The 23,880-nt window shown below is 60.7% G+C and carries 25 protein-coding genes and 1 pseudogene; 6 read left to right on the top strand and 20 right to left on the bottom strand.

The annotated features are described in order from the left end of the window. Positions 1–42: 42 nt before the first annotated feature. From B1722_RS18945 to B1722_RS18935, 3 genes are all read left to right on the top strand, one after another. Complete coding sequence (locus B1722_RS18945) at positions 43–840, top strand: transporter substrate-binding domain-containing protein (RefSeq protein WP_041071500.1); 798 nt, start codon at positions 43–45, stop codon at positions 838–840. Positions 841–995: 155 nt separating this feature from the next. After that, on the top strand, positions 996–1,955 hold the full coding sequence (locus B1722_RS18940) for an amino acid ABC transporter permease (protein WP_086793914.1): 960 nt from the start codon (positions 996–998) through the stop codon (positions 1,953–1,955). Continuing rightward, entirely contained in the window at positions 1,948–2,682 is a 735-nt protein-coding gene (locus B1722_RS18935) for an amino acid ABC transporter ATP-binding protein (protein WP_041071506.1), read from the top strand. Before B1722_RS18940 ends, B1722_RS18935 begins: the two co-directional genes overlap by 8 nt. A 91-nt stretch (positions 2,683–2,773) precedes the next feature. Here the strand turns inward: B1722_RS18935 and B1722_RS30155 are convergent, their stop codons facing one another. From B1722_RS30155 to ubiE, 11 genes and pseudogenes are all read right to left on the bottom strand, one after another. Continuing rightward, the gene (locus B1722_RS30155) at positions 2,774–3,487 is read right to left on the bottom strand and encodes a methyl-accepting chemotaxis protein (protein WP_371851388.1); all 714 of its coding nucleotides are present in this window, start codon (positions 3,485–3,487) and stop codon (positions 2,774–2,776) included. Between the two features lie 141 nt (positions 3,488–3,628). Next, positions 3,629–4,573 (bottom strand): annotated as a pseudogene (locus B1722_RS30150) (methyl-accepting chemotaxis protein); the annotation flags it as partial. Between the two features lie 318 nt (positions 4,574–4,891). Continuing rightward, positions 4,892–5,599 (bottom strand): 16S rRNA (uracil(1498)-N(3))-methyltransferase, encoded by a 708-nt coding sequence (locus tag B1722_RS18925; RefSeq protein ID WP_041071512.1) that lies wholly within the window; start codon positions 5,597–5,599, stop codon positions 4,892–4,894. Then, entirely contained in the window at positions 5,596–6,387 is a 792-nt protein-coding gene (gene tatC, locus B1722_RS18920; RefSeq protein ID WP_041071516.1) for a twin-arginine translocase subunit TatC, read from the bottom strand. Before tatC ends, B1722_RS18925 begins: the two co-directional genes overlap by 4 nt. Next, positions 6,384–6,848 (bottom strand): Sec-independent protein translocase protein TatB, encoded by a 465-nt coding sequence (gene tatB / locus B1722_RS18915; protein ID WP_041071517.1) that lies wholly within the window; start codon positions 6,846–6,848, stop codon positions 6,384–6,386. Before tatB ends, tatC begins: the two co-directional genes overlap by 4 nt. A gap of 9 nt (positions 6,849–6,857) precedes the next feature. Continuing rightward, positions 6,858–7,139, bottom strand: a complete 282-nt coding sequence (locus B1722_RS18910) for a twin-arginine translocase TatA/TatE family subunit (RefSeq protein ID WP_003220847.1) — start codon at positions 7,137–7,139, stop codon at positions 6,858–6,860. A gap of 25 nt (positions 7,140–7,164) precedes the next feature. Continuing rightward, a complete protein-coding gene (locus B1722_RS18905; protein WP_003220849.1) occupies positions 7,165–7,497 on the bottom strand; it encodes a phosphoribosyl-ATP diphosphatase in 333 nt (110 codons plus the stop codon). Then, positions 7,490–7,891: a phosphoribosyl-AMP cyclohydrolase gene (gene hisI / locus B1722_RS18900; protein ID WP_007909357.1), complete on the bottom strand. Its 402-nt coding sequence runs from the start codon at positions 7,889–7,891 to the stop codon at positions 7,490–7,492. Before hisI ends, B1722_RS18905 begins: the two co-directional genes overlap by 8 nt. A gap of 80 nt (positions 7,892–7,971) precedes the next feature. Beyond that, the gene (gene ubiB / locus B1722_RS18895) at positions 7,972–9,576 is read right to left on the bottom strand and encodes a ubiquinone biosynthesis regulatory protein kinase UbiB (RefSeq protein WP_041071521.1); all 1,605 of its coding nucleotides are present in this window, start codon (positions 9,574–9,576) and stop codon (positions 7,972–7,974) included. Then, positions 9,573–10,196, bottom strand: a complete 624-nt coding sequence (locus B1722_RS18890; protein ID WP_086793910.1) for an SCP2 domain-containing protein — start codon at positions 10,194–10,196, stop codon at positions 9,573–9,575. The genes ubiB and B1722_RS18890 overlap by 4 nt, the downstream gene beginning before the upstream one ends. Beyond that, entirely contained in the window at positions 10,196–10,966 is a 771-nt protein-coding gene (gene ubiE / locus B1722_RS18885; protein WP_007961779.1) for a bifunctional demethylmenaquinone methyltransferase/2-methoxy-6-polyprenyl-1,4-benzoquinol methylase UbiE, read from the bottom strand. Before ubiE ends, B1722_RS18890 begins: the two co-directional genes overlap by 1 nt. A gap of 154 nt (positions 10,967–11,120) precedes the next feature. On the opposite strand from ubiE, the gene B1722_RS18880 reads away from it, so the two are divergent. From B1722_RS18880 to B1722_RS18870, 3 genes are all read left to right on the top strand, one after another. Continuing rightward, positions 11,121–11,396 carry a polyhydroxyalkanoic acid system family protein gene (locus B1722_RS18880; protein WP_003220859.1) on the top strand — a complete coding sequence of 92 codons (276 nt, stop codon included), beginning with the start codon at positions 11,121–11,123 and terminating at the stop codon, positions 11,394–11,396. A 250-nt stretch (positions 11,397–11,646) separates the two neighbouring features. Then, complete coding sequence (locus B1722_RS18875; protein ID WP_086793908.1) at positions 11,647–12,069, top strand: phasin family protein; 423 nt, start codon at positions 11,647–11,649, stop codon at positions 12,067–12,069. Positions 12,070–12,079: 10 nt separating this feature from the next. Next, positions 12,080–12,991 (top strand): phasin family protein, encoded by a 912-nt coding sequence (locus B1722_RS18870; RefSeq protein WP_086793906.1) that lies wholly within the window; start codon positions 12,080–12,082, stop codon positions 12,989–12,991. A gap of 257 nt (positions 12,992–13,248) precedes the next feature. Here B1722_RS18870 and B1722_RS18865 read toward each other — a convergent pair whose 3' ends face one another. From B1722_RS18865 to argS, 9 genes are all read right to left on the bottom strand, one after another. Continuing rightward, a complete protein-coding gene (locus B1722_RS18865; RefSeq protein WP_041074944.1) occupies positions 13,249–13,869 on the bottom strand; it encodes a TetR/AcrR family transcriptional regulator in 621 nt (206 codons plus the stop codon). 30 nt (positions 13,870–13,899) lie between these two features. Continuing rightward, entirely contained in the window at positions 13,900–15,582 is a 1,683-nt protein-coding gene (gene phaC, locus B1722_RS18860; protein ID WP_086793904.1) for a class II poly(R)-hydroxyalkanoic acid synthase, read from the bottom strand. A 139-nt stretch (positions 15,583–15,721) separates the two neighbouring features. Further along, a complete protein-coding gene (phaZ, locus tag B1722_RS18855; protein WP_041074940.1) occupies positions 15,722–16,576 on the bottom strand; it encodes a poly(3-hydroxyalkanoate) depolymerase in 855 nt (284 codons plus the stop codon). Between the two features lie 137 nt (positions 16,577–16,713). Beyond that, positions 16,714–18,393, bottom strand: coding sequence for a class II poly(R)-hydroxyalkanoic acid synthase (gene phaC, locus B1722_RS18850; protein ID WP_041074938.1), 1,680 nt, complete (start codon positions 18,391–18,393; stop codon positions 16,714–16,716). A gap of 257 nt (positions 18,394–18,650) precedes the next feature. After that, entirely contained in the window at positions 18,651–19,028 is a 378-nt protein-coding gene (locus B1722_RS18845; RefSeq protein WP_086793902.1) for a gamma-butyrobetaine hydroxylase-like domain-containing protein, read from the bottom strand. 119 nt (positions 19,029–19,147) lie between these two features. Continuing rightward, the gene (gene hslU, locus B1722_RS18840) at positions 19,148–20,485 is read right to left on the bottom strand and encodes an ATP-dependent protease ATPase subunit HslU (protein ID WP_086793900.1); all 1,338 of its coding nucleotides are present in this window, start codon (positions 20,483–20,485) and stop codon (positions 19,148–19,150) included. A 55-nt stretch (positions 20,486–20,540) separates the two neighbouring features. Next, positions 20,541–21,071 carry an ATP-dependent protease subunit HslV gene (hslV, locus tag B1722_RS18835; protein WP_007968352.1) on the bottom strand — a complete coding sequence of 177 codons (531 nt, stop codon included), beginning with the start codon at positions 21,069–21,071 and terminating at the stop codon, positions 20,541–20,543. A 289-nt stretch (positions 21,072–21,360) separates the two neighbouring features. Next, the gene (locus B1722_RS18830) at positions 21,361–22,068 is read right to left on the bottom strand and encodes an SPOR domain-containing protein (protein WP_041074932.1); all 708 of its coding nucleotides are present in this window, start codon (positions 22,066–22,068) and stop codon (positions 21,361–21,363) included. 1 nt (position 22,069) lies between these two features. Further along, positions 22,070–23,806 (bottom strand): arginine--tRNA ligase, encoded by a 1,737-nt coding sequence (gene argS / locus B1722_RS18825; RefSeq protein ID WP_086793895.1) that lies wholly within the window; start codon positions 23,804–23,806, stop codon positions 22,070–22,072. Between the last annotated feature and the right edge of the window lie 74 nt (positions 23,807–23,880).

The raw sequence follows: 23,880 nt of genomic DNA, 5'->3' as shown, positions 1-23,880 counted from the left end.
TGTTTTTCGCGCCGCACATGCAATGGTTTTGGGGACTTGAAGATGAAGAAGTATCTGTCGATGCTGCTGGTCGGCGTCACGGCACTGGTTGCAGTCAATGCGGCGCACGCCGGTGCAATCGATGACGCGGTCAAGCGCGGCACGTTGAAAGTCGGTATGGATCCGACCTACATGCCGTTCGAAATGACCAACAAGCGCGGCGAGATCATCGGCTTCGAAGTCGACATCCTCAAAGCCATGTCCAAGGCCATGGGCGTCAAGCTTGAGCTGGTGTCTACCGGTTACGACGGGATCATTCCGGCCCTGATGACCGACAAGTTCGACATGATCGGCAGCGGCATGACCCTGACTCAGGAACGCAACCTGCGCCTGAACTTCAGCGAACCGTTCATTGTGGTCGGCCAGACCCTGCTGATCCGCAAGGAGCTGGAAGGCACCATCAAGTCCTATAAAGACCTGAACACCGCCGACTACCGCATCACCTCCAAGCTCGGCACCACCGGTGAGATGGTCGCCAAGAAGCTGATCGCCAAAGCCAAGTACCACGGCTACGACAACGAGCAGGAAGCCGTGCTCGACGTGGTCAACGGCAAGGCCGACGCGTTCATCTACGACGCACCATACAACGTGGTCGCGGTGAACAAGGTCGGCGCCGGCAAACTGGTGTTCCTCGACAAGCCGTTCACCTACGAGCCGCTGGCTTTCGGTCTGAAGAAGGGTGATTACGACAGCCTCAACTTCATCAACAACTTCCTGCACCAGATCCACGAAGACGGCACTTACGATCGCATCCATGACAAGTGGTTCAAGAGCACCGAGTGGCTCAAGGACATGGAATAACGCTTGATCAGTTGGATCGAGTCGCCCCATTCGCGAGCAAGCTCGCTCCCACAGTGTTTTAGGTGAACACAAATTTTGTGTCCGCCACTGAACTTGTGGGAGCGAGCTTGCTCGCGAAGAGTGCCGCCCAGGCAACACAAATTCCGGAACCTGCAATGAAACAGAAAAAAGCCCAATGGCCCTGGCACGTCCTGACCGTGCTGGTGCTGGTCGGCCTGGCGGGCGCGTTGTATTACGCCACGTCGCTGATGTCCTACGAATGGCGCTGGAACCGCGTGCCGCAGTACTTCGCCTATCAGGCCGAAGAGTCCCAGCGTGCCACCGATATCTCCACCGTTACCGAGCTGGTACGCAAGGGCGGCAGCGCGCAGGTCACCCTGCGCAACGACGCCGGTGACGAGCAGCACCTGACTGTCGACGAAAACAGCCTGCAATTCGCTCAGGGCGACGAGGTGGCCGAAGGTGACGTAGTAGGCGTGACCCGGCATTGGGCGGCAGGGCCGCTGCTGTGGGGCCTTTGGACCACGCTGTGGCTGTCGGTGGTGTCGGGTGTACTCGGTCTGCTGATCGGTCTGGTCACCGGGCTGTGCCGCCTGTCGAGCAACCCGACCCTGCGCGACCTGTCGAGCATCTACGTCGAACTGGTACGTGGCACGCCGCTGCTGGTGCAGATCTTCATTTTCTACTTCTTCATCGGCACGGTGATGAACCTGTCCCGGGAGTTCGCCGGGATCGCCGCGTTGTCGCTGTTCACCGGTGCCTACGTGGCCGAGATCATCCGCTCCGGGGTGCAGTCGATTGCCCGCGGGCAGAACGAAGCGGCGCGTTCGCTGGGTCTGAGCGCCGGCCAGTCGATGCGCCATGTGGTGCTGCCGCAAGCGTTCAAACGCGTGCTGCCACCGTTGGCCGGACAGTTCATCAGTCTGGTCAAGGACACCTCGCTGGTGTCGGTGATCGCGATTACCGAGCTGCTGAAAAGCGGCCGTGAAGTTATCACCACCTCGTTCTCGCCGTTCGAAATCCTGTTCTGCGTTGCCGGCCTGTATCTGTTGATCAACCTGCCGCTGTCGAAAATCGCCAGCCGGCTTGAGCGGAGGCTCGCGCAAAGTGATTGAAGTCCGCGATCTGGTAAAAGTCTTCGACACCCGTGGTCAGGTAGTGCGGGCGGTGGATAACGTCACCACCACGGTGGCCAAGGGCGAAGTGCTGGTGGTGATCGGCCCGTCAGGCTCGGGTAAATCGACCTTCCTGCGCTGCCTCAATGGCCTGGAAGCGTTCGACTCGGGTTCGGTGAGCATCGACGGCCTGCAACTGGCCGACCCGAAAACCGATGTCAATGCCTACCGCCGCGAAGTCGGCATGGTCTTTCAACATTTCAACCTGTTCCCGCACATGACCGTGCTGGAAAACCTCTGTCTGGCGCAGAAAGTCGTGCGCAAGCGTGGGCAGAAGGAAAGTGAGGCCAAGGCCTTGGCGTTGCTGGAAAAGGTCGGTATTGCGCAGAAGGCTCGGGAATATCCATCACGCCTGTCCGGCGGCCAGCAACAGCGCGTGGCGATTGCCCGGGCGCTGGCGATGGACCCGAAAGTGATGCTGTTCGACGAACCGACTTCGGCCCTCGACCCGGAAATGGTCGGCGAAGTGCTGGATGTGATGAAGAACCTGGCCGTGGAAGGCATGACCATGGTCTGCGTCACCCACGAAATGGGTTTCGCCCGGGAAGTGGCGGATCGGGTGCTGTTCTTCGATCACGGCAAATTGCTGGAAGATGCGTCCCCGGCGGAGTTCTTCGATGCGCCGAAGGATCCGCGGGCGCAGGCTTTCCTGCGTCAGGTCCTGTAAAGCAAAAAAGATCGCAGCCTTCGGCAGCTCCTACAGAGTCATGTGTACACCTGTAGGAGCTGCCGAAGGCTGCGATCTTTTGCTGTGACGGTTAGACCTTGAACCGCCCCACCAGCATCTGCAGATGAGTCCCCAAGCGTGCCAGCTCAACGCTGGAAGCCGCCGTCTCTTCACTCGCCGCCGAGGTCTGATCCGACACATCCCGCACATTCAGCACACTGCGGTTGATCTCTTCAGCCACGGCGCTCTGCTGCTCGGCCGCTGCGGCAATCTGTTGGTTCATCGCCTGAATCGCCGAGACGGTACGGGTGATGCTTTCCAGCGAGCCACCGGCGCGGCGGGTCAGTTCGACGCTGCTGTCGGTCAGGCTGCGGCTGTTGTCCATGATCGTCGCCACTTGCTGGGTGCCGTTTTGCAGGCCGACGATCAGCTCTTCGATCTCTTCGGTGGACTTCTGCGTGCGCTGGGCGAGGCTGCGCACTTCATCGGCGACCACCGCAAAGCCACGCCCGGCTTCACCGGCACGCGCCGCCTCGATGGCGGCGTTGAGCGCCAGCAGGTTGGTTTGCTGGGCCACCGACTTGATCACGTCGAGCACGCTGCCGATCTTGTCGCTCTCGCGCTTGAGTTCGCCCATGGCCTCGGTGGAGTGGCCAACCTCGGCCGCGAGGCGCTCGATCTGCGCGATGGCTTCACCCACCACCTTGTCGCCTTCGCGGGCCTGCTGGTCAGCAGCGACGGCCGCTTCCGAAGCTTCCTCGGCGTTGCGCGCGACTTCCTGCACTGTGGCAGCCATTTCGTTCATGGCGGTGGCGACTTGGTCGGTCTCGACTTTCTGATTGTTGACCCCGGCGCTGGTCTGCTCGGTGACGGCAGACAATTCTTCGGCGGCACTGGCGATCTGCGTGACGCCGTCGCTGATGCCGCCGATCAGCTCGCGCAGACCTTGGGTCATGCTCTGCATCGAACGCTGCAACTGGCCGAGTTCGTCGCGACGCTGCGACACCAGGTTGTGGGTCAAGTCACCGGCAGCCACACGTTCGGCGACTTTCAGGGTCTGGTTCAGTGGAATGATGATCTGCCGGGTGATCGCCCACGCAGCCAGCAAACCGAAGGCCACGGCCAGCAGGGTGGCGATGATCAGCATGTTCTTGGCGTGCGCGGCATCGGTATCGCGCACTACGGTTTGTGATTCGGTGAGCTTTTTGCTGACGTCGAGGAGGATGTCGCCCTGAGCCGTCATGGTTGCCCCGGCCTTGGCATTGTTCACCTGCGAGTCGCGGAACTGAGCGACCGCCGCGCGATAAGCCTTGATCGAGTCGGTGGCCTGTTGCAGGTTGGCGATGTGCTGTTCGGGCAGTTTCGCCGGCAGGCTGTCGAGGTTTTTCAGTGCATTGTCGATGGCGTCCAGCGCTGGCTGCTCCGCCTCGGCCTTGCCGCTGTAGGTGTAGCCGCGCACCTGATAGCGCGCTTGCTGCAACAGTTTGCTCAGTTCGATCACGCTGTTGAATTGCGCGACGCTGTCACCCTGCAGCATGGATTTCTCGACTTCCGAGACTTTGGCCACGGCATTGTCGGCACTGGCGCCAAGCTTGCTGCGCGCGTCCTCACGCTGCACGGTGGCCTGTGTCATGTCGGCGAAGGCGCGTTTGTACTCGGCGACAGCGGCCAGTTGCTGATCGACCATGGCCGCATCTGAGGGCTGCTCGATCAGGCCGCGCGCGGTTTGCAAGCCGCTGGCGAGTTTGGCCAGCGACTCGTTGACCGCGCCCGGGCCTTGTTCGCCACGACGAGCTTCATAGTCCAGACGCGCCAGGCGCAGGTCCTTGGTCAGCTCATTGAGGCTGGAGATGAAGCCGAGCTTGTCACCACGGCTGATAATGCCGCTCATGCCGGTCCAGCCGGTAAAGGTGATCAGCAGGGTGAGCAACAGCACCAGGCCGAAACCGATACCCAGCTTGCGTTTGACGCTGACGTTTCCAAGATTCTCGGCTAACCAACGGTACATGCGACGACTCCCCTCGGACCACTAATTGGACTTATGGGCACTGTATCGGCGGGGTGATGGCAATCTGTAACCCGATTTGAATGCCAACCCGGTTTCTGTAGGAGCTGACGAGTGCAACGAGGCTGCGATCTTTTGATCTTGCTGTTAAAAAACAAGATCAAAAGATCGCAGCCTGCGGCAGCCCCTACAGGGAGAGGTGTGTCAGAACAGGCGGGCGAGGAGGGCGGTGACGGCGGTTTCGACGCGCAGGATGCGCTCGCCCAGTTGCACCGGTTGCAGGCCAGACTTGGCAAGCAAGTCGATCTCGTAAGGAATCCAGCCACCTTCGGGGCCGATCGCCAGCGTTACCGGTTCGCTCAACGCGCGCGGGCACGGCGGAAAATTGCCGGGATGGCCGACCAGGCCGAGGGTGCCTTCGGTTATCGCAGGCAGTCGATCTTCGACGAACGGCTTGAAGCGTTTTTCGATGATGATGTCCGGCAGCACGGTATCGCGGGCCTGTTCGAGGCCGAGGATCAAATTCTCGCGAATCGCTTCCGGCTCCAGAAACGGCGTCTGCCAGAAACTCTTCTCGACGCGGTAGCTGTTGACCAGAATCACCTTCGACACGCCCATGGTCGCCACGGTCTGGAACACCCGACGCAACATCTTCGGCCGCGGCAGGGCCAGTACCAGCGTCAGCGGCAGCTTGGCCGGTGGCGGTTGATCGAGGCTGACGCGCAACTCGGCTTCGCCAGCCTCAAGGCGCAACAGTTCAGCCGAACCCATCAGCCCATTGATGCGCCCGACACGCAGGCTGTCGCCGACTTCGGATCGGTGGACCTCCTGCATATGCGTCAGACGCCGGTCACGCAGCACGACGCGGTCGGCCGCGATGAAGTCGGCCTCTTCGAGCAACAGCAGGTTCATGCCTGGGTCGCTGGCGGCTGGTCGTTGTGATCGTCAGCCGGCGTTTCGTCCGGGCGTTCGCGTTTGCTGACCAGGTTGCCAAACAGAATGCCGATTTCAAACAGCATCCACATCGGCACGGCCAGCAGGGTCTGCGAGAAGATGTCCGGCGGCGTGAGGATCATGCCGACCACGAAGCAGCCGATGATCACGTACGGACGGATCTTCTTCAGGTATTTGACGTCGACCACGCCGATCCACACCAGCAGCACCACGGCCACCGGGATTTCGAACGCGACGCCAAAGGCGAAGAACAACGTCATCACAAAGTCGAGGTAGCTGGTGATGTCGGTCATCATTTCCACGCCGGCCGGGGTGGCCGCGGCGAAGAACTTGAAGATCAGCGGGAACACGAAGTAATAGGCGAACGCCATGCCGGTGTAGAACAGCAGGATGCTCGACACCAGCAGCGGCACGGCGACGCGCTTCTCATGCTTGTACAGGCCCGGCGCGATGAAGCCCCAGATCTGGTGCAGGATCACCGGAATCGCGAGGAACAGCGAGACCATCATCGTCAGCTTCAGCGGCGTGAGGAACGGTGACGACACATCCGTGGCGATCATCGTCGCACCGGCCGGCAGGTACTGGCGCAGCGGCGTCGAGACGAAGGTGTAGATCTGCTGGGTGAAGGCGAACAACCCGGCGAAGATGATGAACACCGCCGCCACACAACGCAGCAGACGGGTGCGCAACTCGGTGAGGTGCGATACCAGCGGCATGTGCTGGTCGTTTTCGGGGAGATCGCTCATGGGGCTCGCGGCGGCAAAGTGGTGTCGTGAGGCGCAGGTGTGATCGGCGCGGCGGTTGGAGATACGTGTTCAACCGAGGTTTCTGTAGCAGCCTGCACGGGGGTTGGCGGCGCTACGGCGGCGGCAGGTGCAGGTGTCGGAGCTGTTACAGCTGGCGCGGCTGGCGCATGAATCGTCTGCTCACCCACATGCTCGACCGGGGTCGGCTCCTGCTGAACCGGCGTGAAAATCTTCCGCGCCTCCTGCTCCAGCGACAGAATGTGTTCGTTGTGCAGTTGCCGACGGATCTCGTCGGCACCGATTTCACGTTCAACTTCCTGTTTGATCGCGTTGAAGCTGCGCTTCAGCCGCCCGACCCACAGGCCGGCGGTGCGCGCAGCGCCCGGCAGACGCTCGGGGCCCAGCACCAGCAGGGCGACGAGGCCGACGAGCAGCAGTTCAGAGAAGCTGATACCAAACATTTGTCAGTCTCACACGTCTTTGCGGATCGGCTCTTCGACTTTCTGCGCCTGCACGTCGATGGTGTGCGGCGGGTTGGCCTGAGCAGTGGCTTGCGGCTGCACCGGTGGTACCGGCTGCGCAGGCGTTACGGTCGGATCGGCGGCCGGTTTTTCGTCATCGTTCATGGCTTTACGGAAGCCCTTGATCGACTCGCCGACGTCGGTGCCGAGGTTTTTCAGTTTCTTGGTGCCGAACACCAGCACCACGACTACCAGAATGACGATCCAGTGTTTCCAGTCAAAAATGCCCATGTTGCTGTTCCTCTCTAAAAATTGTTCAGGCGGACGGACGCGAGGCTTTCTCGACGTGTCCGGACAGACCGAAGCGACGATCCAGTTCATCCAGCACGGCCTGCGGATGCTGCCCCAGTTGGGCGAGCATGACCATGCTGTGGAACCACAGGTCGGCAGTCTCGTAGATCACATCGCTGCAGTCACCGCTGATGGCGGCGTCCTTGGCGGCAATAATGGTTTCGACCGACTCTTCGCCGACTTTCTCCAGAATCTTGTTCAGGCCCTTGTGATACAGACTAGCTACATATGAGCTGTCGGCAGCGGCGCCCTTGCGCTCTTCAAGCACCTGAGCGAGGCGGGTCAGGGTGTCACTCATGTTTGTGTCCTGCGGAATAGATAGCGTGCGGGTCTTTCAGAACCGGGTCGACCGTTTTCCAGTCGCCGTTTTCGAAGACGCGGTAAAAGCAGCTTTGACGGCCGGTATGGCAAGCGATGTCGCCGATCTGTTCGACCATCAGGATGATCACGTCGGCGTCACAGTCCAGGCGCATTTCATGCAGGGTCTGTACGTGGCCGGACTCTTCGCCCTTGCGCCACAGCTTGCCACGGGAACGTGACCAGTAGATTGCACGGTTTTCCGCAGCGGTCAGTTCCAGCGCTTCGCGGTTCATCCAGGCCATCATCAGCACGCGTCCGGTCTTGTGATCCTGGGCAATCGCCGGCACCAGGCCATCGGCGTCCCACTTGATCTCGTCCAGCCAGTTTTTCATCTTCGACTCCGACAGCGAACCCGCACTTCAATAGTCGGGTTCAGGCGTTGAAACAGTGTGCCAGCCGATCAGCGAACTGGCTATCGGCGAACGACCAGATACAAGCCGACGGCCACCATGATGCCCGCCGGCCAATGCCCCAGTTCGTGCAGCGGGCCACCGGCGGCGAGGATGGTACCGCCCGCCAGGTGCGCACTGCCGAGCAGGCGCAGGAACCAGTCGTCCTTGCGTTTGTGCCACGGTGGCGGCGGGTCGTAGGCGTGCGGTTGGGACATGCGTTCGAGCAGATCACGGGCCATGTTGGCCAAGTGCGGCAGCTGTTCGAACTGGCTCTGCACGTTGCCGATCAAGGCTTTCGGGCTGACGCGCTCGCGCATCCAGCGTTCGAGAAACGGTTGTGCGGTGTTCCACAGATCCAGATCCGGGTACAACTGACGGCCGAGGCCCTCGATGTTCAGCAAGGTCTTTTGCAGCAGCACCAGCTGCGGCTGCACTTCCATGTTGAAGCGTCGCGCGGTCTGGAACAGGCGCATCAGCACCTGGCCAAATGAAATATCTTTTAACGGTTTTTCGAAGATCGGCTCGCACACGGTACGGATCGCCGCTTCGAATTCGTTGAGTTTGGTTTCCGCCGGCACCCAGCCCGAATCGATGTGCAATTGCGCGACGCGGCGGTAGTCGCGCTTGAAGAAGGCGAACAGGTTGCGCGCCAGGTAGTCTTGGTCTTCCGGGGTCAGGCTGCCGACGATGCCGCAGTCGATCGCGATGTACTGCGGGCTCCACGGGTTGACGGTGCTGACGAAGATGTTGCCCGGGTGCATGTCGGCGTGGAAGAAACTGTCGCGGAACACCTGGGTGAAGAAGATCTCCACGCCGCGCTCAGCGAGCATTTTCATGTCGGTGCGCTGGTCGGCGAGGGTCGCCAGATCCGTTACCTGAATCCCGTAGATGCGCTCCATCACCAGCACTTTCGGCCGGCACCAGTCCCAATAGACTTGCGGCACGTAAAGCAGCGGCGAGCCTTCGAAGTTGCGCTTGAGCTGGCTGGCATTCGCCGCCTCACGCAACAGGTCGAGTTCGTCGTAGATGGTTTTTTCGTAGTCCTGCACCACGTCCACCGGGTGCAGCAGGCGGGCATCGGCGGAGATCTTTTCGGCGGCGCGGGCGAGGATGAACAGCCACGCCAGATCCTGGGCGATCACCGGTTTCAGGCCCGGGCGGATCACCTTGACCACCACTTCTTCGCCGGTCTTCAGTTGCGCAGCGTGCACCTGCGCCACCGAGGCCGAGGCCAGCGGTTCGACGTCAAAGCGGCTGAACACGTCGCTGATTTTCTTGCCCAGTTGCTCTTCGATCAGCTTGATCGACAGCTGTGAATCGAACGGCGGCACGCGGTCCTGCAGCAGCATCAGCTCATCGGCGATGTCTTCCGGCAGCAGGTCGCGGCGGGTCGAAAGAATCTGCCCGAACTTGATAAAGATCGGCCCCAGATCCTGCAGCGCCAGACGCAGGCGCGCGCCACGGTTCAGCTCCAGCGGTTTGCGCGGGAACCAGCGCCATGGCAGCACGTAGCGCAGCGCCAGGAGAAACCAGGGCAACGGCAGCTCGAACAGCAGGTCATCGAGGCGGTAGCGGATCACGACGCGCTGGATGCGCAACAGACGGCGGACGGCAAGCAGCTTCATGCGTTATCGCTTGGGTCGAGGGATCGGGAAAGGCGCTCGAAACGCGCCTCGAGACGTTCCAGATCAAGTTTGATCCGGTCCAGTTCGCTGAACCGCGCTTCGGCTTCGCGCTGGCCGACGAGGGTGCGCGATTCTTCGGCGAGGTATTCGGCGAGGTTCTGGTTGAGGCTGGCAAATCCTTGTTGGTACCAGCGCGCGCGGCTGCGCAGATGGCCACCGACCAATTGCGTGGCGACCGGGCCGAGCCAGCGCGAGAGTTCGTACTCCCAGTCCAGCTCGAGGTCCTGCAACACGCCGGCCAGTTCCAGCAACACGCCACTGTCGCCATCGAGCTCGACTTCCGGGGCGTGCAGCACCGCGGTCTTGTCTTTGCTCACGGCCAGTTTCACCAGGCTGGAAGCGGGCGCGCGCAGGGTGCAGTCGACGCCGGTTTCCCAGTGCGAGGCGAGCATCAGGCCCTCATCGCTGGGCAGGATGAACAGTTGCAGCGCCGGGCTGCGGCAATCCACGGCAATCACTTTGCCGGTCAGATGCGCCAGTCGCGGCAGCGCCGTGCTGTCGAGACGCAGCACCCGGTTGAGGCCGAGTTCGACGCTGGCGAGCAGCCCGGTGAGCAACATCAGGGCTTGATGCCGCGGTGCAGGGCGACGATACCTGCGGTCATGTTGTGATAGGTCACACGGTCGAAACCGGCGTCGACCATCATCGACTTCAGGGTTTCCTGATTCGGGTGCATGCGGATCGATTCGGCCAGGTAGCGATAGCTTTCCGAGTCGTTGGTGATCAGCTTGCCCATCAACGGCATGAAGGCGAACGAGTAGGCGTCGTACGCCTTGGACATCAGTGCGTTGGTCGGCTTGGAGAATTCCAGCACCAGCAGGCGGCCGCCGGGCTTGAGCACGCGCAGCATCGAGCGCAGGGCGTCTTCTTTGTGCGTCACGTTGCGCAGGCCGAAAGCGATGGTCACGCAGTCGAAGTGGTTGTCCGGGAACGGCAGTTTTTCCGCATCGGCCTGAACGAATTCGACATTGCCCGACACACCCAGATCCAGCAGGCGGTCACGACCGACCTTGAGCATCGATTCGTTGATGTCGGCCAATACCACCTGACCGGTCGGGCCGACCAGGTGCGAGAACTTTTTGGTCAGATCGCCAGTGCCGCCGGCGATATCGAGCACGCGGTTGCCGGCACGCACACCGGACAATTCGATCGCGAAACGCTTCCACAGACGGTGCATGCCGCCCGACAGAAGGTCGTTCATCAGGTCGTATTTCGCGGCTACCGAGTGGAAAACCTCAGCGACTTTTTCCGCTTTCTGGCTTTCCGGAACGTTTTTGAAGCCGAAGTGAGTGGTGGGTTCGGCATCGCTGCCTTTGCGCTGATCAGTCATATCGCTGTCACCAAAAGAGAATGCGCGACATTCTAATCCCCAAGCCATGCTTTGTCTTGGAATGGCTAAAGGTAAGATGGGCAACCTTCGGGACGATTTGCCGCAGACGCGGTCAAGATTTACCGACACCCATTCATCAAGCAGGAGTCATTCAATGGCCAAAATCAGTGTTGAGCGTGCCCACAGCCTGGGCAAGGAAGCCGCCCGCGAGAAGGCCGACAAGCTGGCGCAGAAACTCTCCGATCAATATGGCCTGGAACCGCAGTGGTCGGGCGACACCCTGAACCTCAAGCGCTCGGGCGTGAAAGGCGCGGTGCATGTGGCCGACGATTCGATCCGTGTCGACGTGGAACTGGGCATCATGATGTCGGCCATGAGCGGCATGATCAAAGCCGAGATCGAGAAGGCGCTGGACAAAGCGCTGGTCTGATCGCGATTTTTCTCAATCCCGAATCCCTGTGGGAGCGGGCTTGCCCGCGAAGGCGTTGGGTCAGATAACGAAAATTCTGGATGTGCCGGCCTCATCGCGGGCAAGCCCGCTCCCACAAGGGTTCGTGTTTGTCCTGCAGACTGTTTATGTCAGTTGTTAGGGTGCCGTTTCTAATTTTTCTCCCTACTTTGTGCCTGAGCCCGACACATCTGCGGGCAGTTCCTCAAACCTTCTGCGCGTGAGGTGCACCATGGCCAAAGTCATTCTGAAGAAAAAAATCGACGCTTCGACTTCTGCTCTGAGCGACGTCAAATCCTATGCCCGCAAGATCTGGCTGGCAGGCCTGGGTGCCTACGCCAAGGTCGGCCAAGAGGGCAGCGACTACTTTCAGGAGTTGATCAAGGCTGGTCAAACTGTTGAAAAGAAAGGCAAAAAAGCCGTCAGCGAAAAACTTGAAGCCGCCAACGCCGAGATCGATGAAGCCAAGGGTGAAGTCAGCTCGTTCAAAGGTCGTGTCGAAGTTCAGCTCGACAAGGTCGAGAAGGCGTTCGACTCCCGTGTGGCAAGCGCCTTGAATCGTATCGGCATTCCGTCTAAACATGACGTTGAGACACTCTCTGCTAAGCTCGATGAGCTGACGGCATTGCTCGAACGCGTCGCGCGTAAATCTTAAGGAGAACGGGATGGCTGGTAAAAAGAACACCGATAAAGAAGGCAGCTCGTGGATTGGGAAAGTCGAAGACTACTCCCGCAAAATCTGGCTGGCTGGTTTAGGCGTGTACTCGAAGATCGACACTGACGGCAGCAAGCTCTTCGAGTCACTGGTCAAAGACGGCGAGAAAGCCGAGAAGCTCACCAAGTCTGCAGTCGGCAAGAAAGTCGATGCCGCCAAGGACTCCGCTTCGTCGGCCAAGTCGCGCATCAGCGGCGTGAAAGATCGCGCACTGGGCAAGTGGGACGAGCTGGAAGGGGCTTTCGACAAGCGCCTGAACAGCGCGATTTCGCGCCTGGGTGTACCAAGCCGCAATGAAGTCAAAGCGCTGCACAGCAAGGTCGAGACCTTGACCAAGCAGATCGAAAAACTCACCGGTCTGAAAACCCAACCGGTTGCAGCGAAAACCGCAGCGGCCAAACCGGCAGCCAAAACCGCCGCCAAGCCACTTGCTAAAGCGGCTGCGAAACCAGCTGCCAAAGCTGCGGCCAAGCCAGCGGCAAAAGCCGCTGCCGCCAAGCCTGCTGCTAAAACGGCCGCTGCCAAACCAGCCGCCAAGGCTGCCGCGAAACCGGTTGCTGCCAAAGCGGCTGCGAAACCTGCGGCCAAGTCCGCGGCCAAACCAGCCGCCAAGCCAGCAGCGAAAACCGCTGCCGCGAAACCGGCTGCCAAACCTTCGGCCAAACCGGCTGCGGCGAAAAAACCGGCAGTGAAAAAACCGGCCGCGCCGAAGGCCGCTGCTCCGAAGCCAGCTGCACCCGCAGCAGCCAAGCCAGCCACCCCGGCAACCCCGGCCAGCGCGTCGAACTCTGCCGCTGCACCGACTCCGGCAGCCACCCCGACTGCTGCATCGACCCCGTCGACGCCAACCAGTCAGTCCTGATTTTTCAGGGCAAAACAAAACGCCCGGCCTGTGAAGGTCGGGCGTTTTTGTTTGTGCTTTTTAAAAGCTTACCCTCACCCCAGCCCTCTCCCCGAGGGAGAGGGGGCCGATTCGGGGATGCTTCAGCCTTACACCGACCTGAAAGTGTCGTATTGAATCCATAATCGACTGGATTTTTCAGGTCTCCGTATCGCGTAAGACAATAAGGTCAGTCCCCTCTCCCTCTGGGAGAGGGTTAGGGTGAGGGGCTCTTGATTTCATTCGTGATCTTCGAGGTATTGCAGGGCCATCCGCTCCGTCGCCACTTTCACCGGCGGCAATAGATGCGGCGCCACCAGCATCATGATCTGGTACACCACCAGTTTGACCTCGCCTTCACGATCGAGAATCCGCTGATAGTCCAGCGAGAACAGCAGGGTCATGGTGATCTGCTCCACCAGTTGCCCCAATGCCTGGGTATCACTGACCAACTGCCCTGCCGCCTTCAACCGCGCCAGCAATGACGCCAGGGTGCGCTTGAGCGCATTCAGCAGATGACGAATGCCTTTGGCCAGTTTCGGCAGCCGCCCGGCAAGGTTCGACAGGTCCTGGAACAGAAACCGGTATTGCGCCAGCCGCTCGACGATCAAGTGCAGAAACAGCCAGTAATCCTCCGGCGCCAGCTCGACGTCCGACGGTGGGTCGAGCAGTGGCGTCAGTTCATTCTGGAAACGCTCGAACAGGCCGAGAATCAGCGGCTCCTTGCCGTGGAAGTGGTAGTAGAGGTTGCCGGGGCTGATCCCCATTTCGTTGGCAACCTCCATGGTGGAGACATTGGGCTCACCCTTTTCGTTGAACAGTTGCAGGGCACATTCGAGAATCCGGTCGCGGGTTTTCATCCAGTCTTCTTAGAAAAGTTCGGTTAAGCGTCAGCGCACATGCACGTAGGTGCCGGGTGCTGCCTCCATCGGTGGATAGTTCGGGTTGCCGAGCGTGAACGTGGTTTCGCGCTGGGCGCCGGAGCGTTGCTGAATCCACTCCAGCCACTGTGGCCACCAGCTGCCGTTGACGCGTTTGGCGTCGTAGTACCAGGCGCGTGGATCGCTGCTGAGCTTGCCGTTCTCGACGTAGTTGGCTTTCGGGTTGCTCGGCGGGTTGAGGATGCTTTGCACGTGGCCACTGTTGGACAGCACGAAGCGCCGCTCCCCGCCAAGCAACAGGGTCGAGCGGTACACCGCGTCCCACGGCGTGATGTGGTCATTCATGCCGGCCACGCTGAAGCTGTCGACGGTGACTTTCTGCAGGTCGATCGGCGTGCCACAGACTTCCAGCCCGCCCGGATGGGTCAGCGGGTTGTGCTTGAAGAAGTCCAGCAGGTCGCCGTGAAACGCGGCGGGCAGGCGGGTGTTGTCGTTGTTCCAGTAGAGGATGTCGAACGCGGGCGGCTCTTTGCCGAGCAGGTAGTTATTGACGAAGTAGCTCCAGATCAAATCGTTGGGCCGCATCCAGGCAAACACCTTGGCCATGTCGCGTCCGTCGAGCACGCCTTTCTGATAGGAGCGGCGCTTGGCGGCTTCGAGGGTTTGTTCATCGGCGAACAGCGTGGCCGGGGTTTCAATCTGACTGTCGAGCAGGCTGACCAGATAGGTCGCGCTGGAGACACGTCGCAGCTGCCGCTTGGCTTGCAAATGCCCCTGCAGGGCGGCAATGGTCAGGCCACCGGCGCAGGCGCCCATCAGGTTGACGTCGCGGGCGCCGGTGATCGCCCGGCAGATGTTCATCGCTTCTTCCACTGCTTCGACGTAGGTCGACAAGCCCCATTCGCGATGGCGCACGTCTGGATTGCGCCAACTGATCATGAACGTCTGCAGGCCATTTTTCAGCGCGTACTGGACGAAGCTGTTCTGCGGGCTGAGGTCGAAAATGTAGTACTTGTTGATTTGCGGCGGCACCACCAGCAGCGGCTTGGCGTATTGCTTTTCGCTCATCGACTTGTACTGGATCAGTTCAAGCATCTCGTTGCGAAACACCACGGCGCCAGAGGTGGTGGCGACGGTTTTGCCGACCTCGAATGCCTGTTTGGTGACCTGGCGCGGCAGGCCGTCGTTGTGCAGCAGGTCATCGAACAGATGACTCAGACCGCGCACCAGACTTTGCCCGCCGGAGTTGAACAGCTCCTTGACTGCCAGCGGGTTGAGCAGCGTATTCGACGGTGCCACCGCGTCGTTGAGCAAGGTGAAGGCGAAGTGCGCGCGGGCGCGATCGTCATCGCTCATGTTGCTTTCATCAATCCAGCTCTTGACCTGTTTTTGCCAGGCCAGATAGGCCTGCAGGCTGCGCCGGTAGAACGGATTGAGACTCCATGCCGGATCAGCGAAGCGGCTGTCGTTCGGGTTGGTCGGGTGCAGGGTTTCGCCGAGCAGCACGCGACCGAGTTGGCCACCGAGTTTCAAGGCGTGCTTCGCGCTGTGAATCGGGTTGCGCAGACCGTGGGCGGCGACGCTGCGCAAGGTCGAGATCAGGTCCCGGCCGCGCAGGCCGGTGATCGCACTTTGTGCGTTGATGAACACGGCGGGGCTGGGCACAACGCCCGTCGCTGGTTTGTCGCGCATGACTCAACACTCCTTCGTCTTCAGGTCAAAAACAAACTCACCGAACCAGAACACCATAGTCGCTGTTACGGGTTGCTGCCCGCGCGGCGTCCTGCCGCGCACTTTGTTCAAAACCCTGCATAAAGCCTGCCGCAGTGATTCAGCCGCCCAGCGGGGTCGGATGCGGATGCATCACGGCGCGCTGGCGTTCCTCCTCAAGGAATTTCATGATGATCGGCGCCACGGCTTCGGCGCGGGTGATCAGGAACAGATGACCGTCGTCGATGATGTGCAACTGGGCGTTGGGAATCCGCCAGGCAAGCATGCGCATGTTGATCAGCGGGATCAGCGGATCGTCGTCGCCGGCCAGTACCAGCGTCGGCTGATGGATCTTGTGCAGCCAGTGAATGCTGGTCCAGCCCAGGCCGGCGAACAGCTGCCAGTAGTAGCCGAGTTTGCCCGCCGAACGCACCTTGGCGGCATGGCTGGCGGCCAGCGTCGGGTCGCGGCGGAACGAGCCGCCGTAGATCAGCGGGGCGATACGGATCACGTGCGATGGCTGAATGTAGCGCCGCGGACTGGCCATCATCCACAGCACTTTCGGTTTACCCGGCACCATCACCGCACCGGCGGCGGTTGCTGCCAGCACCAGTTTCTTGCAGCGCTCGGGGTAGTCGTGAGCAAACTGTTGCGCCAGCGCGCCGCCCCAGGACACGCCGATGACGTTGACCTGACCGTAATCGAGGTAGTCGAGCATCCGCGCGGTCAGCTTCGCCAGCCCGGGAAAGCGATACGGCCGGTTGGGCGTCGACGAGCCGCCGACACCGGGCACGTCAAAGGCGATCACTTCCAGATCCGGGTCCAGCGCCGCGACAAATGGAAATACCAGCTCCAGGTTGGCGCCGATGCCGTTGAAAATCAGCAAGGGCGTCAAATGAGGCTTGCCGGGACGTACCGCCGTGCGGAGGGTCTGACCATCCAGGTCGACGGTACGGAAAATGAACGGTTGCGGCATGCTTCAGGCCCTGTGGATGGAGTCTGTTTCTCAAATTTATAACTGTGGGAGCGAGCTTGCTCGCGAATGCGATCAATCATTCAACATTGATGGTGACTGACACGACGCTTTCGCGAGCAAGCTCGCTCCCACAGGTTTTACCGCTCGTGAACGTAGGTGCCCGGCGATGCTTCGCCTGCCGGATAAGCCTTGTTGCCCAGTTTCAGTGGTGCTTTTTTCAGATTGCCCGAGCGCTCGGCCTGCCACGCCTGCCAGTACAGCCACCAGGAATCGGTGTGCTTGGTCGAGTTCTCTTGCCAGTCATCGGCATTGGCGGCCATGCCTTCGCTGGTCATGTAACGCGATTTCGGGTTGCCCGGCGGGTTCAGGATGCTCTGGATATGCCCGCTGCTCGACAGCACGAACTCGACCTTGCCACCAAACAGCTGCGCCGACTTGTAGCAGGACTTCCACGGGGTGATGTGGTCGTTGGTGCCGGCCAGCGAGAAAATGTCCGCGGTGACCTGCTTGAGGTCGATCGGCGTGCCGCACACTTCCAGTGCATTGGGCCGAATCAGCGGGTTGTTTTTGAACATCTCGATCAGGTCGCCGTGGAACGCGGCCGGCAACCGGGTGGTGTCGTTGTTCCAGAACAGGATGTCGAACACCGGCGGCTCGTTGCCGAGCAGGTAGTTGTTGACCCAGTAGTTCCAGATCAGGTCGTTGGGGCGCATCCACGCGAAGACCTTGGCCATGTCTTTGCCTTCGAGCACACCGGCCTGATAGGAGTGGCGCTTGGCGGTCTCCAGGGTCTGCTCGTCGACGAACAGGGCGACGTCGCTGTCCAGCGTGGTGTCGAGCACGCTGACCAGCAGCGTGAGGGCGTTGACCTTGTTCTCGCCGATCGCGGCGTAGTGGCCGAGCAGGGCGGTGCAGGTAATGCCGCCGGAGCAGGCGCCGAGCATGTTTACGTCTTTGCTGCCGGTGATGGCGGTGACCACGTCGACGGCTTCCTTGAGCGCATCGATGTAAGTCGACAGGCCCCACTCGCGCTGGGCCTTGGTCGGGTTGCGCCAGCTGACGATGAAGGTCTGCACGTTATTACGCAGGCAGAAGCGCGCCAGACTCTTGTCCGGGCTCAGGTCGAATACGTAGAACTTGTTGATCTGGGGTGGCACCACGAGCAGCGGGCGCTCGTGGACTTGCTCGGTGATCGGCTTGTACTGGATCAGCTCCAGCACGTCGTTGCGAAACACCACCGCGCCTTCGGTCACGCCCAGGCTCTTGCCGACCTCGAACGCGCCCATGTTGACCTGGCTCGGCATGCCGCCGTTGTGCACCAGATCCTTGGCCAGATGCGAGAGGCCATCGAGCAGGCTTTTGCCGCCGGTCTCGAAGAAGCGTTTGACCGCCGCCGGGTTGGCGGCGGTATTGGTCGGGGCCATGGCTTCGGTCATCAGGTTGATCACGAAGTGGCCGCGCGCGATGTCTTTGGGCGACAGGCTGCTGTCGTCGATCCAGGAATGGAGCTCCTTGCGCCACGCCAGGTAAGTTTGCAGATAACGTTTGTAGAGCGGGTTCTGACTCCACGCCGGATCAACGAAGCGACGGTCATCGCTGGCCGGTTGCAGTTCGGATTTGCCGAATAGCACGTTCTTCAGTTCGAGGCCGAAATGGGTGACGTGCTTGACACTATGGATAGGTTGTTTGATGGCCTGGGTCAGCACCATTCGAGCAGAGGCCAGCAGATCCTTTCCGCGTAGCCCAACGACGGGATTAAGCCCCAGGGTGTTTTCCGAGGCTTGGTACTTCAGGTCATCGTTATTCTTGTTACTCATCTACGACGCTCCATTGTCCTGAGACGAGTACCCGGTTTCGGCTGTGCAGTTCCACAGCCAATGCCAGGTACTACTGCTCGGGTGACCGTTAATTCTGCATAGCTGCTTTACAGTTCATAGAGCACTGCAGGGAACTTGCCAGCTCCATTGGTTACCCGAGTTTAATTTTTTTCGCAAGCAGCCGATCCTCGACCGCCAGGCGCAGCATTCAAACAGATGAATTTAGAAAATGCCCTCTAAAGAGCAAGAGTCTCGGACTAGAGCATCAGCTTGACAATCGACTGGTCCGGATCGCGGGTTTTTCCGGCGGCTTTGAGCTCGGCCAGATAATCGGCCCAGAGTGCGTCATAACGTCGCCCCAGCTCGTAGAGGTAATCCCAAGTGAACAAGCCGCTGTCATGACCGTCGTCGAAGGTCAGTTTCAGTGCGTAGTGACCGGCCGGTTCCAGGCCGCTGAGGCCGACATTGAGCTTGCCGAATTGCAGGATCGGTTTGCCGTGGCCCTGGACCTCGGCGGAGGGGGAGTGCACGCGCAGAAATTCCGCGGGCAGGGTGTACTCCTCGCCGGACGCGTACTTGAGCGTCAGGGTTTTCGAGGCTTTGTGCAGTTTGATGTCGGTGGGGATCGTGGTCATTGCAGGTCATCCGACTGTGATGAACCCCTGTAGGAGCTGCCGCAGGCTGCGATCTTTTGATTTTGCTTTTCAAGATCAAAAGATCGCAGCCTGCGGCAGCTCCTACAGGGAAGAGTGACCTACAGGATATAACGGGACAGGTCTTCGTTCTGCGCCAATTCGCCCAGATGGCTGTTGACGTACGCAGCGTCGATCAGGATCGGCTGGTCGTCATGCGCGCTGGCCAGGTCGCCGGCACTGAACGACACCTCTTCCAGCAGACGCTCAAGCAGCGTGTGCAAACGACGGGCACCGATGTTCTCGGTCTTCTCGTTGACCTGCCAGGCGATCTCCGCCAGACGCTTGATGCCTTCCGGCTGGAACTGGATGTTCAGGCCTTCAGTCTTCAGCAGCGCGCAGTATTGCTCGGTGAGCGATGCGTGCGGCTCGCTGAGGATGCGCTCGAAGTCTTCCGGGCTCAGCGCCTTGAGTTCGACACGGATCGGCAGACGGCCTTGCAGCTCAGGCACCAGATCGCTCGGCTTGCTCAGGTGGAACGCACCGGAGGCGATGAACAGGATGTGGTCGGTCTTGACCATGCCCAGCTTGGTGTTGACGGTGCAGCCTTCGATCAGCGGCAGCAGGTCGCGCTGTACGCCTTCACGGGAGACATCGGCGCCGCCGACATTGCCGCGCTTGGCGACCTTGTCGATTTCGTCGATGAACACGATGCCGTGCTGCTCGACCGCTTCCAGCGCCTTGGCCTTCAACTCTTCTTCGTTGACCAGACGCCCGGCCTCTTCGTCGCGCACCAGTTTCAGCGCTTCTTTGACCTTGAGCTTGCGCGCCTTTTTCTTGCCCTTGCCCATGTTGGCGAACAGGTTCTGCAGCTGGCTGGTCATTTCCTCCATGCCAGGCGGCGTGGCGATTTCGATGCCAGCCACTTCGGCGACTTCGATCTCGATTTCCTTGTCGTCCAGCTGACCTTCACGCAGGCGCTTGCGGAACAGCTGACGGGTGTTGGAATCGCTGCTCGGTGCCTCTTCATTGCTGAAGCCCATGCGTGCCGGTGGCAGCAGTGCGTCGAGGATACGATCCTCGGCAGCGTCTTCGGCACGGTGACGCACGCGGGTCATTTCCTGCTCGCGGAGCATCTTGATTGCGGCATCGGCCAGATCACGGATGATCGATTCGACGTCACGGCCAACGTAGCCGACTTCGGTGAATTTGGTCGCTTCGACCTTGATGAACGGCGCGTTGGCCAACTTGGCCAGGCGACGGGCGATTTCGGTTTTACCGACACCGGTCGGGCCGATCATCAGAATGTTTTTCGGGGTCACTTCAACGCGCAGCTCTTCAGGCAGCTGCATGCGGCGCCAGCGGTTGCGCAGAGCAATCGCGACGGCGCGCTTGGCATCGTCCTGGCCGATGATATGGCGGTTGAGTTCGTGGACGATTTCGCGGGGAGTCATGGACATAGTAATTGACGGTCCTCAAGCAGAAACAAGCCGTGGCACTTAGGCCGCGTCAGGCTTATTCAGCGAGATCCTGCTCCTCAATGGTCTGAGTGTGGTTGGTGAATACACAGATGTCGCCGGCGATACCGAGGGCGGTTTCGACGATCTCACGGGCCGACAGGTCGGTCTTTTTCAGCAGCGCGCTGGCTGCGGCTTGCGCGTAGGCGCCGCCGGAACCCATGGCAATCAGGCCGTCTTCGGGTTCGACCACGTCACCGTTGCCGGTGATGATCAGCGAGGCGTCCTTGTTGGCGACTGCGAGCATGGCTTCGAGGCGGCTCAGGGAGCGGTCGGTGCGCCATTCTTTGGCGAGTTCGACAGCGGCGCGGATCAGATGGCCCTGATGTTTCTCGAGCTGGCCTTCAAAACGTTCGAACAGGGTGAAGGCGTCGGCGGTGGCACCGGCGAAACCGGCGATGACCTGACCGTGGTACAGGCGACGAACTTTCTTCGCGTTGCCTTTCATCACGGTATTGCCGAGAGAAACCTGGCCGTCGCCGCCCATGACGACTTTGCCGTGGCGGCGGACTGAAACGATGGTGGTCAAGGGAAGAGTCTCCACGCAGCGGGGCGAAAATGCCTTATGCCCATTCATATGGGGGTGCTGGAGAGGATTTCAACCACAGCGCGGGAGAGGGGACGAGCGGTGATGGAGGGGGATGCAAATCCTTGTGGCGAGGGAGCTTGCTCCCGCTCGGCTGCGCAGCAGTCGTAAAACCTGCAACCCCGGTCTGTCTGATGCACCGGATTCACAGGGTTTGGGGGCGCTTCGCACCCCAGCGGGAGCAAGCTCCCTCGCCACAAAGTCCGCCGAACGATTTACGTACGGCGAGTGGTCAGCGGCTCTGGCGTTGTTGTAACAACAGGTTGCTGAAACCGCTGCCCGCCAGTTGTTTCTGTGCGGTGGTCAGCTGTTCGCGGTTGCTGAACGGGCCAACGAGTACGCGGTACCAGGTTTCATCCTTCACCGTGCCCGACTCAACCGAAACAGCCTGGCCCAGCAGAATGATCTGCGCCCGCACCTTGTCCGCGTCCGCCTCTTTGCGGAACGAACCGGCCTGGAGGAAGAACTTGGTCACCGGCGCCGCTTTCGCCACCGGTGGCGCTGGCGGCGGGGTGATGCCCGACAGCGCAGCCTGCGCCCGAGCAGTATCGATTTTCGCCGCTTCCGCCGGGGTGACCGGCGTGGTCGGCACTTGTGGCGTCGGCAGGGTTTTCTCCGGCACGGCGTCCGGCGGCACGATCACTTCCGATTCCGGCAGCAGGGTGTAGAAATCGTACTTCGGCTTCACCGGTTGCGTCGGGCTCGGCGGGGTCTTGTTGGCCTCGGCGATCTTCGACGCTTTCTGCTGCTGCGCCTGCTCGACTTTCTCGCGCTTGACCGTGTCGCTGCCCTTGCCCGGCTCCAGTTTCATCAGGAATACGATGAACGCACCGACCGTCAGGCCGATGGCCATCCACAGCCAGCCCGGAATCGGTTGCTTTGCAGGAGCTTGGTAACGGCTGGCGCCACGCTTGGGTGCAGGTTTTTTCTTGGCAGCCAACTTACATGCGCTCCAGAGTTTCCAGGCCCAGCAGTTCCAGGCCTTGCTTGAGAGTACGACCGGTCAGCGCGGCCAGGCGCAGACGGCTCTGCGTCTGGGCCGGCGTCTCGGCGGCGAGGATCGGGCAGTTCTCGTAGAAGCTGGAGAACAGACCGGCGACGTCATACAGGTAAGTGCAGAGGATGTGTGGCGTGCCTTTTTCCGCGACGTTGTTCAGTACTTCGCCGAACTGCGCCAGTTTTGCCGCCAGCTCTTGCTCGTGCTCGGCTTCGAGGGCGATCTGGCCATCGACTTCACTGAAGTCCTTGCCCAGTTTGCGGAACACGCCGGCCACGCGAGTGTAGGCGTACAGCAGATACGGCGCAGTGTTACCTTCGAAATTCAGCATCAGGTCGAAGTTGAAGCTGTAGTCGCTGGTGCGGTGCTTGGACAGGTCGGCGTATTTCACCGCACCGATGCCGACGACCTTGGCGATGTTGCGCAGTTCGTCTTCGGCCAGCTCCGGGTTTTTCTCTTTGACCAGGTTGTAGGCACGTTCCTGGGCTTCGGTCAGCAAATCGATCAGCTTCACGGTGCCGCCATCACGGGTCTTGAACGGACGGCCATCGGCGCCATTCATGGTGCCGAAGCCCATGTGCTCCATTTCCATCGGATGGGTCACGAAACCGGCCTTGCGCGCCACGGCGAACACTTGCTGGAAGTGCAGGGCCTGACGCTGGTCGACGAAGTACAGCGCGCGGTCGGCCTTCAGTTTGCCAGAACGATAGCGCACGGCCGCCAGGTCAGTGGTGGCGTACAGGTAACCGCCGTCAGCCTTGACGATGATCACTGGCAGCGGATCGCCGTCGGCGTTCTTGAACTCGTCGAGGAACACGCACTGGGCGCCGTTGCTCTCGACCAGCATGCCCGCGGCTTTCAGGTCGTTGACCACGTTGATCAGGTCGTCGTTGTAGGCGCTTTCGCCCATCACGTCGGCCATGGTCAGTTTGACGTTGAGCAGTTCGTAGATCTTCTGGCAGTGCGACAGCGAGATGTCCTTGAACTTGGTCCACAGCGCCAGGCACTCGGCATCGCCGGCCTGCAGCTTGACCACCAGGCCACGGGCACGGTCGGCGAACTCTTCGGATTCGTCGAAACGCTGTTTGGCGGCGCGGTAGAAGTTTTCCAGATCGGACAGCTCGTCGCTGGTGATCGGGTTTTCCTGCAAGTAAGCCATCAACATGCCGAACTGGGTGCCCCAGTCGCCCACGTGGTTCTGACGGATCACTTCGTCGCCGAGGAACTCGAGAACACGGGCCACGCCGTCGCCGATGATCGTCGAGCGCAGGTGGCCGACGTGCATCTCTTTGGCCAGGTTCGGTGCCGACAGGTCGACCACAGTGCGCTGCACCGGACCGGCCTTGCGCACGCCAACGTGAGCATCGGCCAGCGCGGCGTCGAGGCGCGAGGCCAGAGCCTGGGTGTTCTGGAAGAAATTGATGAAGCCGGGGCCGGCGATCTCGGCCTTGGTGACGTTGTCGTCGGCCGGCAGCGCGGCGATGATTTTCTCCGCCAGATCGCGCGGCTTCATGCCCGCAGGCTTGGCCAGCATCATGGCGATGTTGCTGGCGAAGTCGCCGTGGGTCTTGTCACGGGCGTTCTCCACCTGAATCGCCGGCGACAGGCCTTCAGGCAACACACCTTCGTTGACGAGTTGGGTGAGGGCTTGTTGGATCAGCTGGCGAATGGTGTCTTTCATGGTCTTCTCTTTCGACCGCAAGCGCGGCGGCGCATCGATGCGCGGGTGGAAAAACTGGGCATTATCCGTTGCGA

Origin of the sequence: Pseudomonas sp. SCPG-7 (genome assembly GCF_002156405.1) — a bacterium.
Lineage (GTDB): Bacteria > Pseudomonadota > Gammaproteobacteria > Pseudomonadales > Pseudomonadaceae > Aquipseudomonas > Aquipseudomonas parakoreensis.
The sequence above is the reverse complement of the archived record's forward strand: the minus strand, read 5'-3'. Positions and strand labels throughout refer to the sequence as shown.

What these genes read in the sequence shown, in the direction of transcription:
- B1722_RS30155 (WP_371851388.1), bottom strand. Translation starts at nt 3,487, where the DNA reads ATGAACGAAATGGCTGCCACAGTGCAGGAAGTCGCGCGCAACGCCGAG.
- B1722_RS18870 (WP_086793906.1), top strand. Translation starts at nt 12,080, where the DNA reads ATGGCTGGTAAAAAGAACACCGATAAAGAAGGCAGCTCGTGGATTGGG.
- B1722_RS18880 (WP_003220859.1), top strand. Translation starts at nt 11,121, where the DNA reads ATGGCCAAAATCAGTGTTGAGCGTGCCCACAGCCTGGGCAAGGAAGCC.
- tatC (WP_041071516.1), bottom strand. Translation starts at nt 6,387, where the DNA reads ATGAGCGATCTCCCCGAAAACGACCAGCACATGCCGCTGGTATCGCAC.
- phaC (WP_041074938.1), bottom strand. Translation starts at nt 18,393, where the DNA reads ATGAGTAACAAGAATAACGATGACCTGAAGTACCAAGCCTCGGAAAAC.
- B1722_RS18905 (WP_003220849.1), bottom strand. Translation starts at nt 7,497, where the DNA reads ATGAGTGACACCCTGACCCGCCTCGCTCAGGTGCTTGAAGAGCGCAAG.
- phaC (WP_086793904.1), bottom strand. Translation starts at nt 15,582, where the DNA reads ATGCGCGACAAACCAGCGACGGGCGTTGTGCCCAGCCCCGCCGTGTTC.
- B1722_RS18865 (WP_041074944.1), bottom strand. Translation starts at nt 13,869, where the DNA reads ATGAAAACCCGCGACCGGATTCTCGAATGTGCCCTGCAACTGTTCAAC.
- B1722_RS18845 (WP_086793902.1), bottom strand. Translation starts at nt 19,028, where the DNA reads ATGACCACGATCCCCACCGACATCAAACTGCACAAAGCCTCGAAAACC.
- hisI (WP_007909357.1), bottom strand. Translation starts at nt 7,891, where the DNA reads ATGAAAAACTGGCTGGACGAGATCAAGTGGGACGCCGATGGCCTGGTG.
- B1722_RS18925 (WP_041071512.1), bottom strand. Translation starts at nt 5,599, where the DNA reads ATGAACCTGCTGTTGCTCGAAGAGGCCGACTTCATCGCGGCCGACCGC.
- B1722_RS18890 (WP_086793910.1), bottom strand. Translation starts at nt 10,196, where the DNA reads ATGTTGCTCACCGGGCTGCTCGCCAGCGTCGAACTCGGCCTCAACCGG.
- phaZ (WP_041074940.1), bottom strand. Translation starts at nt 16,576, where the DNA reads ATGCCGCAACCGTTCATTTTCCGTACCGTCGACCTGGATGGTCAGACC.
- ubiB (WP_041071521.1), bottom strand. Translation starts at nt 9,576, where the DNA reads ATGAAGCTGCTTGCCGTCCGCCGTCTGTTGCGCATCCAGCGCGTCGTG.
- B1722_RS18945 (WP_041071500.1), top strand. Translation starts at nt 43, where the DNA reads ATGAAGAAGTATCTGTCGATGCTGCTGGTCGGCGTCACGGCACTGGTT.
- B1722_RS18875 (WP_086793908.1), top strand. Translation starts at nt 11,647, where the DNA reads ATGGCCAAAGTCATTCTGAAGAAAAAAATCGACGCTTCGACTTCTGCT.
- tatB (WP_041071517.1), bottom strand. Translation starts at nt 6,848, where the DNA reads ATGTTTGGTATCAGCTTCTCTGAACTGCTGCTCGTCGGCCTCGTCGCC.
- B1722_RS18940 (WP_086793914.1), top strand. Translation starts at nt 996, where the DNA reads ATGAAACAGAAAAAAGCCCAATGGCCCTGGCACGTCCTGACCGTGCTG.
- ubiE (WP_007961779.1), bottom strand. Translation starts at nt 10,966, where the DNA reads ATGACTGATCAGCGCAAAGGCAGCGATGCCGAACCCACCACTCACTTC.
- hslU (WP_086793900.1), bottom strand. Translation starts at nt 20,485, where the DNA reads ATGTCCATGACTCCCCGCGAAATCGTCCACGAACTCAACCGCCATATC.
- argS (WP_086793895.1), bottom strand. Translation starts at nt 23,806, where the DNA reads ATGAAAGACACCATTCGCCAGCTGATCCAACAAGCCCTCACCCAACTC.
- B1722_RS18910 (WP_003220847.1), bottom strand. Translation starts at nt 7,139, where the DNA reads ATGGGCATTTTTGACTGGAAACACTGGATCGTCATTCTGGTAGTCGTG.